This window comes from Sporosarcina sp. Y1011 (assembly GCF_057669885.1).
In genome coordinates this window covers 26,578-44,022 of the sequence record NZ_JBYHFP010000011.1, presented here as the reverse complement: position 1 = coordinate 44,022, position 17,445 = coordinate 26,578, and the positions used below count along the sequence as shown (strand labels likewise).

At 37.1% G+C, this 17,445-nt stretch carries 13 protein-coding genes and 1 pseudogene; 6 read left to right on the top strand and 8 right to left on the bottom strand.

Annotated elements, in window-relative coordinates; all coding sequences use genetic code 11:
• Positions 1-767 precede the first annotated feature (767 nt).
• Positions 768-1,538 carry a hypothetical protein gene (locus AC25Y5_RS12815; RefSeq protein ID WP_488140636.1) on the bottom strand — a complete coding sequence of 257 codons (771 nt, stop codon included), beginning with the start codon at positions 1,536-1,538 and terminating at the stop codon, positions 768-770.
• Between the two features lie 860 nt (positions 1,539-2,398).
• On the opposite strand from AC25Y5_RS12815, the gene AC25Y5_RS12810 reads away from it, so the two are divergent.
• On the top strand, positions 2,399-2,608 hold the full coding sequence (locus tag AC25Y5_RS12810; protein WP_488140635.1) for a hypothetical protein: 210 nt from the start codon (positions 2,399-2,401) through the stop codon (positions 2,606-2,608).
• A gap of 1,364 nt (positions 2,609-3,972) precedes the next feature.
• Here AC25Y5_RS12810 and AC25Y5_RS12805 read toward each other — a convergent pair.
• Together AC25Y5_RS12805 and AC25Y5_RS12800 are read right to left on the bottom strand one after the other, a co-directional pair.
• Positions 3,973-4,296: a hydrolase gene (locus AC25Y5_RS12805; protein WP_488140634.1), complete on the bottom strand. Its 324-nt coding sequence runs from the start codon at positions 4,294-4,296 to the stop codon at positions 3,973-3,975.
• 369 nt (positions 4,297-4,665) lie between these two features.
• A pseudogene (locus AC25Y5_RS12800) lies at positions 4,666-4,767 on the bottom strand (hypothetical protein); the annotation flags it as partial.
• Between the two features lie 865 nt (positions 4,768-5,632).
• Here AC25Y5_RS12800 and AC25Y5_RS12795 point away from each other — a divergent pair.
• Entirely contained in the window at positions 5,633-6,775 is a 1,143-nt protein-coding gene (locus AC25Y5_RS12795; protein ID WP_488140633.1) for a hypothetical protein, read from the top strand.
• A gap of 632 nt (positions 6,776-7,407) precedes the next feature.
• On the opposite strand, the gene AC25Y5_RS12790 is transcribed toward AC25Y5_RS12795, so the two are convergent.
• The 3 genes from AC25Y5_RS12790 to AC25Y5_RS12780 are packed head-to-tail and all read right to left on the bottom strand — an operon-like array spanning position 7,408 to position 8,773.
• A complete protein-coding gene (locus AC25Y5_RS12790; protein WP_488140632.1) occupies positions 7,408-7,989 on the bottom strand; it encodes a hypothetical protein in 582 nt (193 codons plus the stop codon).
• A gap of 55 nt (positions 7,990-8,044) precedes the next feature.
• Positions 8,045-8,266, bottom strand: a complete 222-nt coding sequence (locus AC25Y5_RS12785) for a helix-turn-helix domain-containing protein (RefSeq protein WP_488140631.1) — start codon at positions 8,264-8,266, stop codon at positions 8,045-8,047.
• A 15-nt stretch (positions 8,267-8,281) separates the two neighbouring features.
• Positions 8,282-8,773 carry a DUF2975 domain-containing protein gene (locus AC25Y5_RS12780; RefSeq protein WP_488140630.1) on the bottom strand — a complete coding sequence of 164 codons (492 nt, stop codon included), beginning with the start codon at positions 8,771-8,773 and terminating at the stop codon, positions 8,282-8,284.
• Between the two features lie 424 nt (positions 8,774-9,197).
• Here AC25Y5_RS12780 and AC25Y5_RS12775 point away from each other — a divergent pair, with 424 nt between their 5' ends.
• Positions 9,198-10,613 (top strand): PQQ-dependent sugar dehydrogenase, encoded by a 1,416-nt coding sequence (locus AC25Y5_RS12775; RefSeq protein WP_488140629.1) that lies wholly within the window; start codon positions 9,198-9,200, stop codon positions 10,611-10,613.
• Positions 10,614-10,895: 282 nt separating this feature from the next.
• Here the strand turns inward: AC25Y5_RS12775 and AC25Y5_RS12770 are convergent, their stop codons facing one another.
• Positions 10,896-11,099, bottom strand: a complete 204-nt coding sequence (locus AC25Y5_RS12770) for a hypothetical protein (protein ID WP_488140628.1) — start codon at positions 11,097-11,099, stop codon at positions 10,896-10,898.
• A 442-nt stretch (positions 11,100-11,541) separates the two neighbouring features.
• On the opposite strand from AC25Y5_RS12770, the gene AC25Y5_RS12765 reads away from it, so the two are divergent.
• Entirely contained in the window at positions 11,542-11,922 is a 381-nt protein-coding gene (locus AC25Y5_RS12765) for a YmaF family protein (RefSeq protein ID WP_488140627.1), read from the top strand.
• Between the two features lie 450 nt (positions 11,923-12,372).
• Here AC25Y5_RS12765 and AC25Y5_RS12760 read toward each other — a convergent pair whose 3' ends face one another.
• Positions 12,373-13,989, bottom strand: coding sequence for an SLC13 family permease (locus tag AC25Y5_RS12760; RefSeq protein WP_488140626.1), 1,617 nt, complete (start codon positions 13,987-13,989; stop codon positions 12,373-12,375).
• Between the two features lie 1,319 nt (positions 13,990-15,308).
• Between AC25Y5_RS12760 and uvsE (AC25Y5_RS12755) the strand changes: the two genes are divergently transcribed.
• Positions 15,309-16,262 carry a UV DNA damage repair endonuclease UvsE gene (gene uvsE / locus AC25Y5_RS12755; RefSeq protein WP_488140625.1) on the top strand — a complete coding sequence of 318 codons (954 nt, stop codon included), beginning with the start codon at positions 15,309-15,311 and terminating at the stop codon, positions 16,260-16,262.
• A gap of 41 nt (positions 16,263-16,303) precedes the next feature.
• Positions 16,304-17,269: a UV DNA damage repair endonuclease UvsE gene (gene uvsE / locus AC25Y5_RS12750; RefSeq protein ID WP_488140624.1), complete on the top strand. Its 966-nt coding sequence runs from the start codon at positions 16,304-16,306 to the stop codon at positions 17,267-17,269.
• Positions 17,270-17,445: the final 176 nt, after the last annotated feature.

Genomic DNA, 17,445 nt, shown 5'->3' with positions numbered 1-17,445 from the left:
CTGGAAACAAGGCCATTTATTCTAATGGAATAGCGGATGTTATTTGCACTCACGATAATAACACACTAAGTGCAACTAATGGACATCCAACTTGTTTTGATCCCACAAAATGGACAAACCATGCGTTTTCTCCATTTTAATATTAAAGACCTACGAAACGTGCTATTACACTCTTTGGGTATGATATGTCTATTTATGTTCTAATGGCTCTAAAAGATGTTTCTGAATGGCCATAATTCTACCAATCCGTTGTAAATACAGAAAATGACCTTGAATTTCAAATTTGATTGAACTTGTGTAAACGCTAACCTGACAAACTACTTTTCAAAAATAGGTTTTACAAAAACGGTGTAGTAAGATCCGAAGTGCGAAAGCTGGGATAGATAAGTATTGACGAATGACTGCGTTCATTATAAATAAAATGCCCCTTCATTTGTAGTGTAGGGAACTGACTTTCGTTGTCAGTATCTATTCTACTGAAGGAGCATTTTTTCATACAAATACCTAGACTCATATACTCATCTTTTATTACTTTTTTCACAAACACGCCACTCTATTGGGTACCCGACAAGTGATTTGGATTGTTTTATTTTGAAATTGTAAACTCTTTGCTTGATGCATAATGAAAGAACTTTCAGTCACCAATCTTAATGCCGACCCAAGAGTACTCTTACCTAAATTAGTAAAAATGTACTAAGGAGGTTAGTTTCCCTGTCTTTTGGGTGCATATATTTGGTCTTGAAAAGGTAAACTGTTAGTTTGTGTGGTTATTCATTCGGGCTGAATACAGACCCTGTAAACACTATAGGTCCTACGACCTGCGGAGCATTTCCTTGGCTTACTACTCTAGCAGTAAGGTAATAATTAATGGTATCGTTAGCCATAAATGGCCCAACATCCACAAAATTAAAACTTGTTGTAATTCTCTGATTTCCTTGTGAATCATCTCTTGTTCTGAAGATATCATTTCCAGCTGCTACACTACCTCTGTAAATAACAAATTCTACTTGATTTGATGCATCAGATTCCCATCCAACCGTTCCTGTAAGAAGAACTCGACTATCTGGATCAACAACTGTAATAGCATTATTATTAGTTTCAGACAATTGACATAAGGTTGTCCCAAGAGGACCGCCTGATAGTTCCATCGTTCCATTGTTCGGATTCACAAGACTTTGGCAATATTCAAATTCCACTAACAAACCAGGAGCACCAGCGTCACCCTTGTCGCCCTTGTCTCCCTTGTCGCCCTTGTCGCCCTTGTCACCCTTGTCGCCCTTGTCGCCCTTGTCGCCCTTGTCGCCCTTGTCGCCCTTGTCACCCTTGTCGCCCTTGTCGCCCTTGTCGCCCTTGTCTCCCTTGTCGCCCTTGTCTCCCTTGTCGCCCTTGTCACCCTTGTCACCTTTTGGTCCCGGTTCACAACAGTGATGGTCTCCACAATTGAGTTCTTGGCTAACACATTCCCAGAACATAGATTCCCCGCTATTAGAATCCATGCACTCAGTTTCTTCATATTCTTTTTTATGATTATTTTTCATTTTTTTCACCTCCTATCTACTTACATAGTATTCAATGTTACAAAGGTGGACTGGACTTTAAATTAACAATTTCACACTATCGACTTAATGGTGATTCATCTTTCAAATGCATGCGTTGAAAAGATGTAGGCGATAGTTTTGGTCTCTAAATATAGGATTTCCAATGTTGATGAAATTAGTGTAGTGGAATATACGCTATCAATGCCGCAAAGGTTTGGTTGTGAAGAGCGTTTACAATCGTGACAAATTAGACTGGCATATTTAGATTTTGTTTAATCCAGTGAATGATAAAAAACGTTGAATTATCCAATATGAGGTCAGTGAAACTCATGTCACAAAAAAATTCGAACGCCATGTGCGAAACAACCTGTATTCTAGGCAATACTCATTTGTGCCTAAAAAAGCCCATCGTGTCGTCTCAGCATTTCTGAAAAAAACGAGACGGTGACGTAGTCTTCTGATGAATTTAATAGTCTATCACCGGTTGAGGTGATATATGCTCCTATTGAAATTTCGAATAAAATGAAACGACGACAACAACATAAAAATAAGGAGTCATTATGTCTTCTCAACATCGTTCGCAAGAAGCCTGAATTCCCATTTAGAACTATTGAATAGATGAAGACATGTGGGATCAACAAATCGATTACCCTTTATAAAACAGCTGCGTCGACACTAAGTCAACGCAGCTGTTTTTTTGATTGATAATTTGAATAGTGAAATTCAGCCAGTCATACAACAATGTTTTGAATGTTACACAGTTGTCCCGATGAGGTTTCATTTCTTTTAGACAAGTAGTCGATAGCCCGTCCGCCTTGCAATTGCTTTGAATAGTATAACAATAGAAAGGAGGTGATCATATGTGTTCTAAACATTTTAACAAGAGTTGGGGACCATTCAAAGGTGTTGACGCGGCGGATATACAACATCACTCTCACTCTTGCTCGAGCGGCGGAAGTAAGGCGTTTTCCTTTATTAAGAATGGAGATGTCGACATAGATGGAAATAATAATGTCGTTGTTCAGGTGGCCTTTCCTAACGCCGTTATCAACGTATTCGTCAAGGATTGAACGGTTCTATCGCGCGCAAATAGGAAATAATATCTTTTCTGCTACAAACGCAACTGTCGATGTACCCTCACCCCTAGTGAAATAATTTTTGGTTCTGCGAGTTTCGCAACCATCCCACTAGTGAAGGTATTATCATCGTGTAACCAACTGTTATTGTTACAACAAAGATTAATAGTAGTTGAACAGCACCTATTATTAGGACAGTTCGAATAGGGACAAAAATTAATGGCACTGGAATTGTATTCCGGTGTCATCCTTTTAACTTCTAGTGATTTCATCATGCACTATACATATCAAGCAGTTTACTTTCCATTCAAAGATTTCACTTTCAGTTCACAAAAAAATAATCCGTTTTCTGATTGGGGTTTTCTATCTACTTCTTGTTCAGTCAACTGAACCGTTTTTTCTTTCTCGAAGGAAACATATTAAATATGATATTCAACATAAACGCAGTGACACTTCCCGCGTCAATTCCGTTTCTCGTTAAAATATTAAAAGCGAAAGGCATTTTTCCAAATAGATCTGGAATTAACTATTCGTGATTTTAAACCTAACATTTGAGTTAGAACAACATTTTATTAAAACGTGATATACGGAAATGCATTGAAAACCCCACTGAGTTGTGAAAGATATCTATTCTGAAAATGCACTATAATTGTATAAAATAAAATGTAAAGTTAGTAAATGGAGAGTCAAGGTATTACGGGGTGTGAGGTATCGTTCTGCGCATATTGTCATCTCAGAGAATCCAAGCGGACTTTTACAATCGACAATGTGCTCGCACTTGTTCCCGTTACACCAAAAGAAATGAATGTTAGAAACACAATCGTTATCACGGTAAGATGAAATGAGCCACGTCGACGATGCCCGCGGAACATATTAAGGCCTTGCGCGACTGGGTGGATAAAAATTATTTTATAGAGCCGGCTGAACTTACTGAGTCGGACCTACAATCAATACAGGAAGCATAATGATGAGAACAGATTTAAAAGCGGCAATCAACTTATTTGAGTTGATCGCCGCTTTTATGAATTGTCAGTAGTACAGCCTATCCGCGTTAATAAACCTCCGCGAAATGTTCCCCCAATTACAAAATTAACGGCTTCACTGAGTAAATTTTCCGGTTTGATTTCAAGGTTATTTACATCAATGAAGGTGTTGGGGGAAACTGATAGTAAGAATCGTGTAAGGGATGCGATTTCCCGCTAAGACAAAAAGTTTCCGAATTGAATGCAAGTGGTTTTAGTTGACTCAATGGAAGAATGGACCCGCAAAAACTGTGCAAGAAGTAATTTGAAACATTGATTAATTAAAGAAGGACCGCTTTCATAAAGAAAGTGGTCCTTCTTTAATTCAGTCTGCATTTAAACGATATTAATAGCAGTAATGTCTTTGCAACTCACAATAAGGGGGGTAGTTCCGAGAGTAAAGTATGCACAGCAACTCTTCTCGTCTAGATTATTAAAAACTGCAGCTGCAAACTGCGCTCCACTACTTAGATATAAGTCAACTGCAGTCCCGGTTCCTAAGCGTCTGAATTGTTCACAAACACAGCCACTACAGCGATTCTCATGTTTCTTATCTTTCTTATCTTTCTCATCTTTCTGATGTTTCTCATGTTTCTCATCATGGTTTTTCTTCTCGCATTTATCACATGAGCAATTCTTTTTATAATAGTAATATTCCATTTATAACACCTCTTTTCTTGTTTTGTTAAGCTTAGCTTACATTTATAACATATGAACTTAAGATGAAAAGCGCTTGGACATCTGTTTAGAGTAATTAAATGTTTTATGTCTTTACCAATTCCTTTTGCCATTTGATAACTTCCCAGCACTAAACTAATGCAATAGTGTATGATTTTCCCACATGTCAGCACCCCTAAATGAATAGCTTTTGATTCTTTAATTTATTTACCTCTACAAAAGAAGATTCCTCTTTCAATGCGAAACGATGGCTAGTGTATGCCAATTTTAGTTCTTACACTAATAATCACGGCAGTTTCGGACTCCTTTATTTCTAAATTCCGCCTCGCCAGGGACGACGACATTGCATCAAGGAGCACCTGTTGATAGGATGATGGATTTACTTTTAAGTGTGGTACCATTTTCAAATTCATTTTGATAAGATCCTTGCTGTAAGTTCATCACATCGACGTTTTACTCTTTCACATGATAGTAAGAAACGCTAAAGATTCTTAGTTGATTAAAATTGCATACAAAATAGAACTTACCAGTGTTTTAAGAAAGGGTGAAGTTTACGGACAACTAACTGGTGTATTTGAAAAAGGCCCCTCAACAATTCAGTGAATTGTTGGGAAGCCTTGATATTCAGAGTGATTTTTCGGCACCTATGATTAATTCAATGACTACCTATTGATGATGCAAGCCTCTAACCTTTGATAATTCAAGGGTCTGGAGTTTCTATTACATTATGCCTTCGGAAACTTTGCCGCAACAGATATTTAGTTTTATAGAATTGAACTTGTCGTAGAGCCGTTCATTCATATTATTAATAGGTAGAAAACTTCTCAATATTTACGAATGTAATATATAAAATTGAATAACGTTAGATCGTTTAGACCATTCAAGGTAGATGTCCAAAAAGTAGCGTGATACGATTGGACAGCACTTTGATAATGCCTTTCCAAAAAGGAATAAACTGGATTTAGGCGGCGGATCTATTAGAATAGGCCCTCCTTTTAGTCTTTTCCCAATTACAAGTTAGGACTCTTGGTGTGTTTTTTAATTGTGACATAGGTTAATATTTCCATGGGAACTTGTTACTCGCCCGTTACACTCTTGTTATTTTCATTTGTTATTGTAGGTAACAAGCAGATGGGGCACTGCTAAATTATTCGATTGAAAAGCTACATAACGAATACTTCAAAAACTGACCCTTATTTTAGGCTCTGCTTGTGAAGGAGGTAGATGTACATAACGGCTTAATAGAGCGAGTGTTATTTCAATTTCTTATTTAGTAGTCGAGATTAAAAAAATTCAAAAAAAGGGAGTTTGATGAGTCTTGGTTAAAGAAACTAATCAAAAAGAGAAGAGCACGAACAAGAAGATTTTGCCGTTTGTAATGTCAACCTCAATGATAACAGCTGCTATTTTCGGAGCAGGTGGCTCAGCTTTTGCAGCTGAAAATGGTGAGGAAAAAGAGTTTAAAAATCACGGTGCAGAGGTTTCATCTTTTGCAACAAGCATTCCAGGTTCACCTGAAAAAGGAAAAATAATGCGTACCATTGCAAATAAAAATTTGCAGGAAAATGCACCGAATGAAGATGATTTGGATGATGATTTGGATGAAGACGAAGTAACGGATGTACCTGTTGATGAAGATGAAGCAACAGATGCACCTGTAATTGAAGACGAAACTACCGATGTACCTGTTGATGAAGACGATGCTACGGATGCACCTGTAATTGAAGACGAAACTACGGATGTACCTGTGGTTGAAGACGATGCTACGGATGCACCTGTAGTTGAAGACGAAACTACGGATGTACCTGTGGTTGAAGACGATGCTACGGATGAACCTGTAATTGAAGACGATGCTGCGGAGGAAACTGTGGTTGACGAAGAACCTGCAGAGGAGCCTGCTGGTGAAGATGAATTAGCGAATGAAACTGATGAAACAGAAAAGCCAGCTGACGATAATATCAATGAAGATACTACGTCAACTGACCAATCTATCGATAGCACTATTGTAACAGAAGAGCAAGTAAATGAATATAGATCTGTCATACAAAATTATGGAAGTTTAATTGATTACTACGATTTTCTAATCCAAGATCATCTTGGAATGATCTTACCAGATGAAGATGGTACTATAACGGACATGCCTGCTGAGGATCTAACTGAAGTTCCTGCTGATAGCGACGACGCTACGGATGCGCCTACTGAAGATGTAGTAGAAGTTCCTGCTGATAGCGACAACGCTACGGATGCACCTACTGAAGATGTAGTAGAAGTTCCCGCTGATAGCGACGACGCTACGGATGCGCCTACTGAAGATGTAGTAGAAGATCTTGCTGTTGGCGACGATGCTCCAGAAGAACCTGTTAAAGAAACAGTTCAAAAAACGGTTTGGGAGAACTTAGTCGGTTATTACCAACAAGTTGTTACAGCTTACAATTCATTATTTAGTTCACTAAATAAGTAAAATAGCAAATACATTATTTTAGAAGGAAGTCATATGATTCCTAGCCTGAACCGTATGATATACGGTTCATCACTTGAGAATTTAATATCGATAAAACTTTTGGCCCTTGGGAACTCTGTTAGGAGTTTTCAAGGGTTTTATTTGGTATAGGATATTTATAAAACTCACACTAACACTCTACCATTAAATAAAGAAAGCCTTATTTTTCGAAATTGAGAAGAATATATAAAAACGGAAAAATTCTCCTCCCAAGTTGCAACGAAGTAAATGATCTTCGTTTTGCTAAAGCTCTTTTGATATTTTCAAAAATACTGGAATCGACGTTGGCGTTCCTCAAACCGGAAATTTGCCGCTCGCTTCCTTCAGATTCTATGTCGACGCGGACATTCTTGCGTTAAGCTACCCCTTATTTCTTTGGAACTTACACGCTATAGCACACAAAAAAAGCGTCCTCCATATGATTGGAGTGACGCTTTTCCCATAATCTATGACGAGGCTACATCATACTACCCATAACCTCGCCACGTAATTTTTAATAAATTAATTTCATCGAAAGTTGTCAAAAACTCCTCTTTCATGTCGAATATAGAACAGCTAGCATAATTGGCGAGACTTGGTCTAATGACACAGAATCACATTTCAATCGGAACTATTGAATAACAAACATGGACGCTTTCGTTCATAAGTCCGTTTTGATAACCTTTTAATTTACCTTCAAAAATCAATTGGAAATTTGCCGTATGAGGCAATTCACTTGGTTCGATCAGAGAAAGATCTTTTTCAAAGTAAATGGACTCACTCTCCTTTAGGACAGTAGCCACAAACTGAGAACAGAAGAAAGCATTCTTTCTTATTATCGGCTTTTTTAACATTACACCAAATAATCCAATAAAATTATAACGGTAGTGTTCTTTTTTGGCTGCAATTTCTTGGATATATTGAGACATCCTTTGAAATTCATCATTTGTTACGGTTAAAGAATAGATTGCACAATTGGCTTGTTTGAATATGACGGAATGAATATCTTCTTTAACGAATCCTCCAATGAAAGGATTTTTCGCTGTTTTTCTTCCAAAACTATATACCTCAATTAATTCCGCGTCAAAGGCAATTGAAGCGTGATTATACGTTTTTTTAGTATAGGACTTAATCATCCTATTTAAAGTCGTCCCTGTATCAGTTAAAAGGATGTAAATCTGTTTTTCCCTGATCATAATCCTCACCTTTTATCTTTTTAAATAGGTGGTTTAGCACCCGTTTAATCAATGATCATCCTTGAGCGTCCTCGTTACTTTTGTATTCTAAAAGATCCCCAGGCTGACATTCTAAAGCCTTACAAATCGCCTCTAAAGTAGATAATCGAATCGCTTTTGCCTTACCATTTTTCAAGATCGAAATATTTGCCATCGTGATTCCGACCCTCTCCGAAAGTTCCGTCACACTCATTTTTCGTTTAGCAAGCATCACGTCAATATTGATTATAATTGCCATATTATTCACCTCAACTCAGACTATTAAATCATTTTCCTCTTTTATATCTATAGCTTCTTTTAAAAGCCTTTGAAGAACAGCAGCAAAGAAGGCAACAACCACGGAAGCAAAAATAGGGATCATTCCGACTATTATTAGACCTGGTGCGTCGTCCACCTCCGCCATGATATAAACGAAAGGCAGAGCTACCAAGTACAAGCCACTGATTAAGATGGCACAGTTTTTGATTTTCTTTAGAGCTCCTACGGATAAATTCGAGAAAGCTAGGTTCTTGTCAATGTAGCTTAAAAGATTAAAAGATTGATACAAAGCGAAGTAAAATGGGATTGCCGAAACATACATAATCATTAAAAGACCATATACTACAAAAGCTAAATCTGAACCTCTTTCTGCTGCTTCATTTGCCTCATTCGCTATTTGGGGCAACAAAAACAGACATAAAGCAAGAACAGGAATTCCCATAAGAATAACAGCTAACTTCAAAAAAAGTGTTGATCCTCGTTTCATAAAAAGCACCTCACATATTTATTATCACTTTTATATTAGCACGTAATATATCGTTTTGCAATAAACTTTTATTCAATACCACTACTTTATTGTTGTTATTATTTTCATTTCCGGAAAATAAAAAAACATTTCTATTACAAAGAAATGCTTCTAACTTTAAACTATTCAATTGTAAACATATGCCCGAACTTCTCATATTTTCTGGAACAGGTGTTATTGCAGCAATAATGTCACTATCGTATGTTGTATAAAATTTAAGCAAATGAATGAGTCATCCCCTAAGTCCCCTCCCCTGGATTCCTCCGACGTTGGTACGGAAATCACTGCAATGTCTTGTCAGATTCCCCCGCCTCAATTTGTACTAGCAGAACAGTTCAATTCATATTCTTATAAAAGAAAACAACTTAAAGGAGTGTATTGTTAGTTGATAAAAGTTAAGGTTAATTTACGTCCCATTGTAAATAATATAAATTTACCCACCGTTTTGAAAACAACTATACTTCCGGGTGACTCAATTGAAAGTTTATTTATTGCAACACAGGTAGGAGAAATCTTTTACATAGGAAACGGAGTTATAAGAACTTTTTTAGATATTCGCCCTCGAATTATAAATCTAGGTGCTTCTGGTGGTGGATATGACGAACGCGGTTTACTAGGTCTAGCGTTTCATCCCGATTTTCATTATAATGGTCTGTTTTATCTTCACTATTCAGTAGCTGGAACACAAGGGCCTGGTGCTCTTACTGAACCTTTTGAGCCTAACCCGTGCGATCCAGGTACTTTAAACCTAAGGTGGATAAATAGAGAAACTCGATATGATCATATTGATACAGTTGAAGAATGGGCTTTACAATCGAATGGTCAACCTCAAAAACGGCGGACATTACTAAACTTAAGAAGACCATTTTCAAACCATAATGGTGTCAATAGCTTAAACTTCTCACCTGAATCAGGAAAACTTGTTTTAACAACTGGAGATGGCGGATCAGGCTATGATCCATTTAATTTAAGCCAGAATGATATGGAGATAGCCGGGAAAATAATTGAAATTGATGTAGTTAAGAATCCATTTATTTATAATTCACCTGTAGTCACACGTTTTAATGAACTGCCTGTCCCTATACAGGAAACACTTACAGTAATCGCCAAAGGTGTTCGGAATATACCAGGTATTTCATTTCAAAGGTTTTATAAACAGTATATTAAATACGTGGGAAATGTAGGACAGGATTTGGAAGAGGCGATTTTTTCATTTGTGCATTATAAACCAATACCAGTTACTCAGCTAATTCAAACTTCTTTAATGAAATCTGAACCTGACCATGAAGGATTTATTAACTTTGGCTGGCGAGGGTGGGAAGGCGCTTTTCCTACTTCAATGATTAGAGGCTGCTCTGCAAATCTTAATTTGGAGGAAAAAATAATCGCTTATTACAATGAAGCAGTAAAAAATTCATCTAGTCGTCTTCAACCTTTAACTAGTTATTTTCATAACGATCCCCGACCCGATAAGTTTGGAGGTACTGCACTTACAGGAGTGCAAGCCTATATGGGGAATGGAATCCCCGATTTAAAAGGAGGCGTTGTTTTTACTGATTTTGCCCGGAAGGAGGAATCTCAATCTCCAGGTAGAGGGGTTTTAGCTTATACTAAAGTAAGAACGGATAGTAAACCAAATGATTTTAGTGTGATTCAAACCGATTATAATTTTGGGTCTGAATCAGCTTATTATGTTAGCTTAGGATCAAATTCGGATCAAACAAAACTATATTTAGGGGTTTATGGTTCTATGAATGTGACTGATTTTAACAAAGGTACTGTTTTTGAAATTGTCCCATGACCCATAACTACGGAATTCGACTTAATACCAGATAAATCTCTTTCAGGTATTTAATTGAATTGAAAAATAAAACAAACAAGGGAGCCTGTAAACTGCTCTCTTGTTTGTTTATTTTTTCGGGAAATTTAGAGGATGACTCTACATTTACAACTGTGCGTGAAGTACTAAATGCGGAATTTTTGCAGGCTCACGATACAACCCGTGGCAAACCAGATCCACGAGTCGGCCACCGTATATCCATAATTCGTGTAGATATTTTTAAAAGAGTAGGCGTCTTATATATTAATAGCCATAAGGACGGTTGTAGTATGGATAGCGATAATAGGGCGGGTATGATGGGTATGGCGGGTAGATTGGGAAGAATGGATAAATTGGGAAAAGTGGGTATTGATATTGTGGACGACGTCTTCTGCGACGTCTCCCATAACCGTCATAATCGTAGTCATCATCATCTCTGTCATATCGATCGTAATCAAATCGTGTCAATATTTTTACCTCCCTTTGATCTCATTTTAGGTTATGCGATGTAATGATTCACATGATGTACATTCGCCTATCCTAAACATAGCTAAACTTCAACGATAATTCTTTTTGATTAACCCCTGTTAGCTGAAGATGAATTATCCGAATGGCGTAGTACATAGAAAAACACCTAAATAAATTAAGTGTACTTCCAAAAATGTATCTGCTAATAGAAAATGGAATATTATTTTGTAAATGTCGTAAATAAAACAACTGTAATGGTATTTAGTAAGATTGGGAGGATAATTCTCCTAAACATTGTATATTCAGAGTGCAGTTTCATACTGATATGATAAATTAAAAGGTGTGGCGTATTTTTACAAACAAACCTCTTTATCGACATAAGTTTGAAACCTTTTTTCCTCCCATACATATAGTATTGAAAAAGCAAAAAGGAGTTATACTATTGGAAATACCAGTTTCCGGGTTCATGTATCATTCAGACGATTCTGACCCTATGCATTCCCATCAGCTTTTTATTACTCAATGGGATGGAAGACCCGTTCCTGCTCATGTCCACGAATTTAGAGGCGTCACTTCTTTTGATGTAGGACATAATCACAGATATGCCGGAACTACTGAACCAGCCCCAAGTGGTGTACCACACACTCATAGATACTTTACTTTTACATCTGTCGATGATCGACATCGACATGAGATTCGTGGAGTTACCGGTCCCGCTATACCCCTCCCTAACGGTGGTCATTATCATGAGTTTAGCGGATATACTACTATAAATGGTGATAATTCCCATAGACACGGTTATAGCGGAAGAACAAGTTTATAATGGCGTTTTTTGACTCGAAATTTATATGAAATATTTAATTATAAAACAACCCCTTTTAGACCTCCAAGGGGTTTTTATTTTTCAATGGGGTGCGTTTATTTTTTCCTTTGTATAGTAATTACATTCTTCTTTAACAGTGTATTAATAAATGTCATAAAGTCGCTTCTACGGATGTATGAACAAGCCTTAGTAAATTATTCTCTCTCTCGTTTCACACTATTGAACTATAAATACTGGTTGGCGACCTACTAGTCTTAGCAACATATAACCATACCTACGCACTCATTGAAAAACGCTTGACTAAACGTAGAAAAAGGCCTCTCAAAAGTTTGTTTAACTAATGAGAAGCCTTTAATAGCTTGATAATGATCGATATTAAAGTTTAGATATCAAACGGGCATCTAATATGATTTTCTAGTAGTGTCCTGCACCTTTTATTATCTAACACATTTATTTTAATTCAACTGGAAAGCCAGTTAAATCAATATTAAAGACCACTGGTAATAAGAAGTAAACGGCAAGCATAATGGTGATAACAGCAAGGATATTTAACCAAAACCCTACTTTAACCATATCCAAAATGGTGAATTTGCCTGTAGCAAACATAATCGCATTTGACGGAGTTCCAATTGGCAACATAAATGTCAACCCTGCTGCTAGTGAGATGGGAATCATTAATGTAAGTGGATGCACATCAATTGCTAAGGCAAGTACTCCCATAATCGGTAGCATGATTGTTGACGTCGCACTATTTGGCATAAGTTCCGTCATTGCTAAAACAAGAATAGTAGCAGATAAGATCACCAAGAACACTGGGATATTTTCCATTATTAGCATCTGACTACCAATCCAACTTGCAAGGTCAGTTTGCATAAATCCTGTCGCCAGTGCAAGGCCGCCCCCAACTAATACAAGCACTCCCCAAGGCAAGTCTTTAATCGAATTACTGTTGAGAATACGCCCTGGTTTGTTCTTGGCCGGGATTAAGAACAGTAAGAATCCAGCGACAATCGCGATTGCTGTGTCTGTTAAGCCTGGAATAAAGTGATTCCAGATGAAAGTACGCGTAATCCACATAAACGCAGTTAAACTAAAAATAACTAAAACTGCAACTTCCTCAAAACTAATTTTGCCTAATTTTGCTTTACTATCGGTAATAAATTGATTAGCACCTTCGATTTTTCTAACTTTCATCGGAAGTGCAATTTGTGTCAGATAGAACCAAGTTAGTATCATAATAAAGGTGATAAATGGAAGTGAAAACAGCATCCAGCCTCCAAAAGAGAGTTCAATGCCATACATCGTTCTAAGCATTCCCACTAAAATAATATTTGTTGGCGTACCGATTAGTGTTGTTACACCACCGATAGTTGCTGCAAAACCGATGCCAAAAATCATTAGCTTAGTAAATTTTTGTTCTTCTTCAAGCGTGTGCACGTTGTTATCCTTCATGAGCTGGACAACTTCACCAATGATAGCGGTCCCAATTGGAATCATCATCATCACCGTCGCTACATTAGACACCCACATTGACAAGAACCAAGTTGCGCCCATAAATCCAAGGACAATCCCAGATGTTTTTGTACCGACTACAGCGATAATATTTATAGCAATACGCTGATGAAGATTCCATTTTTCAAGCGCAAGGGCAATTAGAAATCCACCAAGAAATAAGAATAATATTGAATCTCCGTAACTTGAAGCAATTTCTCCCTCTGTCCCCGCTCCAAACAGTGGCAATAAGACAATTGGCATTAGTGAAGTAATCGGAATAGGTACCGCTTCTGAGATCCACCACGTTGCCATCCAAATCGTCGTCCCCATAACAGCCTGTCCTTCAGGACTTAAGCCCGGAAAACTAAAAATAAAAGTAAATAACAGAAATAGCAGTGGACCTAGGAACAGTCCTGCTTTTTGTAAATTTGTGTAGGAAGGAGGACCTTTCTTCTTGTCCACTTCCTTCATCTCTACGGATTTAGCCGCATGCTCCATTGCTTTTGGATTCATTACCGCGAAAGACAATAACGTCTTTGTCTGTTGGTGTGAAGCCCATAATTTATACCACATCTCTTACACCTCTTCATCCAAATTGGGTTGTTCTAAAAAAAGTTATCATCTCATTCGTTTTTTGTGTTACTCCCATTTAATGTGCATTTAATCCTGTTTCTAAAACGGGCTATACCAGCATGAGCTTTTTTGTACGGAAAATCTATAAATTCCATGTTACTCCTCAAATACCTATGTATAATGGCTCTTTCTACTCCAATAAACATTAAAGCTATGCCTAGCTTTAAATTTCCCTCCTCCTATTTAAACGCTTTCATTTCATTAGTAGTAATGAAATGATGCAACTAAATATTTTTGCGAATCCCTTGAATAATGGCACAATTTTTCCTAATCGTTCATCATCGTAACGATGCAATAAGCGCAGGGATGAAAGCTCCTATAGTTTAGCCCTTCAAAATGGGTCGCTTAATTTCTTTCAGTTTGATGAAGACCTTTACATCTATTTGATGTGTGGAGATGGAAGTATTACCACCTTCTGAAAGCGGCTACATACTTCAATAAAACAGTCCTTCATAGTAATGTCTAAACACCTTCGATAAAATCCGCATGATAAGGATTGCGTAAGCCAACAATCACTTGTACGTTATGCGTACAATATATCACATATCGTACAGTTCAATTATCTCTGGGGGCGAATGTATTGTCAAGGGTAAATTCTAACAAGTCAATGTGAGTTGAAATTTTCAGATATCGTGTGTTCTTAAACGTTCTATATGCTAAAAAATAGCCACTTCTCCAATTTTCTGAGAAGTGGCTATTCCTATACGAACTAATTATGAATGAGACAGCTTCACAAAATAACCTGTGATGAGAACTACATCATGCCGCCCATAAGCTCTCTACGGAATTCCTCGATAACAGAAACAAAGAAATTCATTAAACTCAACCGGTCGTTGCTAAAATAAAAAGTTATTTATTTCTGCAAATAATGGCACCGTTTCCCCAAAATTATGAACCAACTTATCCGTTCATAGTTGATAGCTACCTACTGAAAACAGCTTCGTTAATCGTGGCAATGACTTCATTTAAATTTAGTAAACAAGTAATCATTAATTCTTCTATCCCATTTGAAAAATGATGATAGTGCGCTCCTTTTTAAGGCGACAAAGAACACGCCATATTTAAAGAAGGGGATCCAGATTCGGATATTTTTTTTACTTAGCGAACAATTGAAATCACTACATACATTTTGGTATTTCCATTTTCAACTTGTGTATGCAATATGAATTTATGCGAATAATATGCTTTATACAACTTTTTTCTCACTGTTTACATGAATAGATTTCAACCTCAAAGTATTGAATGAAGGGGTAAAGTAGATGAAAATACGGTTCGGATATGTAGCAAATGCACTTGGCTTATGGGATGCAAGCCCATCAAAAACTTTAACTTTTGCACGGTATTCAGCGCTTCCTAAAAACGAGAGAATGGAAAAGTTGAAATCCGTAACCGCACAAAATTTACAGCACACAAAAAGAATTTTGCATTATAATATCGCGCATGAAATAGAATTATACCGATTTTCAAGCTCACTTGTCCCTTTAGCAACCCATCCGGAAGTAATGTGGGATTTCTTAACTCCATTCAAAAAAGAATGGGAAGAAATCGGAAATTTAGTTCAAAATTTTAAGCTCAGAGTAAGCTTTCACCCAAATCAATTTACACTTTTCACAAGCGAAAGAGAAGAAGTCACAACGAATGCAGTAAAAGATATGGAATATCATTATAAAATGCTCAATGCAATGAATGCTCTCGATAAGGGATTAATTAATATTCATATTGGCGGAGCCTATGGGGATAAAAATAGTTCATTAAACCGTTTCCATCAAAATCTCAAAAAGCTGCCAAAAGAAATTAAAAAGCTTATGACGCTAGAAAACGATGATAAAACGTATGACATTCAGGAAACACTCATTACTTGTGAAAAGGAAAACAATCCAATGGTACTCGATTATCATCACTTTATGGCAAATACCGGAGAGTGCGACCTCCCTCTTTACTTACATCGTATATTTAAAACTTGGAATAACACTACAATTGTACCGAAAGTCCACATTTCTTCACCAAAATCTGAACAAGCCTATCGTTCCCATGCTGATTTTGTTTCTTTAGATTTTGTCCTGCCCTTCTTAAAGATGGCAAAGGAGCTTAATCAGGACTTTGACATAATGATAGAAGCAAAACAAAAGAACCTCGCTATGCACAGACTCGTAGATGAAATAGCCGCAATTCGGGGAGTCAAACGTATTTCAGGCGCATCTGTGGAATGGTAACCGTGGAGACTAGAGTATACAAAACTAATGAGGTGGAATAATTGACGATTGTACGTCTTGGTTATGTCGCAATGAGTACGGAACTTAAAAATGCATCCCCATCGCAAACAATGACTTTTACCCAATTCCAAAAAATCGATGATAAAGAAGCTGCTATCCGTAAATTAGAACGTATTGCACTGTCGAATTTGCACAACACACTGAGACTGTTAAAACATAATGCAGCGTCTGATATTCATTTTTATCGGCTTACCTCTCGCCTTATTCCTTTAGCAAACCACGAGGAACTTCTTGACTGGAATTATATAGAGCCATTAAAAGAACCGCTTCGTGAGATTGGAGATTTCACAAAAAACCATAAGATTAGGGTTGATTTTCATCCAGATCACTTTGTTCTGATTAATTCTAAAGAGAAGCATATCTTGAAAAATTCAATAAGTACTTTAAAGCTACATTACTTATTATTGAAAGCGATGGGGATTGACCCAACTCATCGCTGTGTCATGCATGTGGGAGGTAATTATAAGGATACCGAACTTTCACTTGAACGTTTTGTTGATAATTGGATGGATGTCCCGAAAAGAATTCAAAATATGATCATGCTTGAAAATGATGATACTTCTTTTACGTTAGACGATACGCTTTACTTATGTGAAAAACTAGATATACCTCTAGTTTTCGATTATCATCATCATTTGGCCCATCATCAAGATGCAAATTGGGAAAACAACTGGAATAGAGTTGTGCAGACATGGAGGCATTCTCCTCTCCCAATAAAAATGCATATATCAAGTCCAAAGAGTGATAAAGATTTTCGCCATCATTCAGATTATGTAGACATCGATATGTTTTTTAGATTCCTTAATGTCATAAAGGGTAGTATTTCACAAATTGACTGTATGATTGAGGCTAAGAAGAAAGATGAGGCGCTTTTTAAATTGATGAATGAAGTAAAAGCAAGGAAAGACGTTGAAATTATTGATGATTCTTCTTTCTCCTTAAAGTAAATGAAAAAAAGTCTCCCAAAAGTTTGTACCACTAATGGATAACTTCTCAGGAGTCACCTTGGGTTCAACCCCCCAAGCTATGGGTCCTGCGTTTCCTCTGGTGTCGAACAGTTGTACTTTGTAAGCAACAAGATACCAACCGCGTTCAGACTACCCCATTGTCGTCAGATCCATGG

Coding starts and splice junctions, on each gene's coding strand:
- AC25Y5_RS12815 (WP_488140636.1), bottom strand. CDS start 1,538: ATGAAAAATAATCATAAAAAAGAATATGAAGAAACTGAGTGCATGGAT.
- AC25Y5_RS12810 (WP_488140635.1), top strand. CDS start 2,399: ATGTGTTCTAAACATTTTAACAAGAGTTGGGGACCATTCAAAGGTGTT.
- AC25Y5_RS12805 (WP_488140634.1), bottom strand. CDS start 4,296: ATGGAATATTACTATTATAAAAAGAATTGCTCATGTGATAAATGCGAG.
- AC25Y5_RS12790 (WP_488140632.1), bottom strand. CDS start 7,989: ATGATCAGGGAAAAACAGATTTACATCCTTTTAACTGATACAGGGACG.
- AC25Y5_RS12785 (WP_488140631.1), bottom strand. CDS start 8,266: ATGGCAATTATAATCAATATTGACGTGATGCTTGCTAAACGAAAAATG.
- AC25Y5_RS12780 (WP_488140630.1), bottom strand. CDS start 8,773: ATGAAACGAGGATCAACACTTTTTTTGAAGTTAGCTGTTATTCTTATG.
- AC25Y5_RS12760 (WP_488140626.1), bottom strand. CDS start 13,989: ATGTGGTATAAATTATGGGCTTCACACCAACAGACAAAGACGTTATTG.
- uvsE (WP_488140625.1), top strand. CDS start 15,309: ATGAAAATACGGTTCGGATATGTAGCAAATGCACTTGGCTTATGGGAT.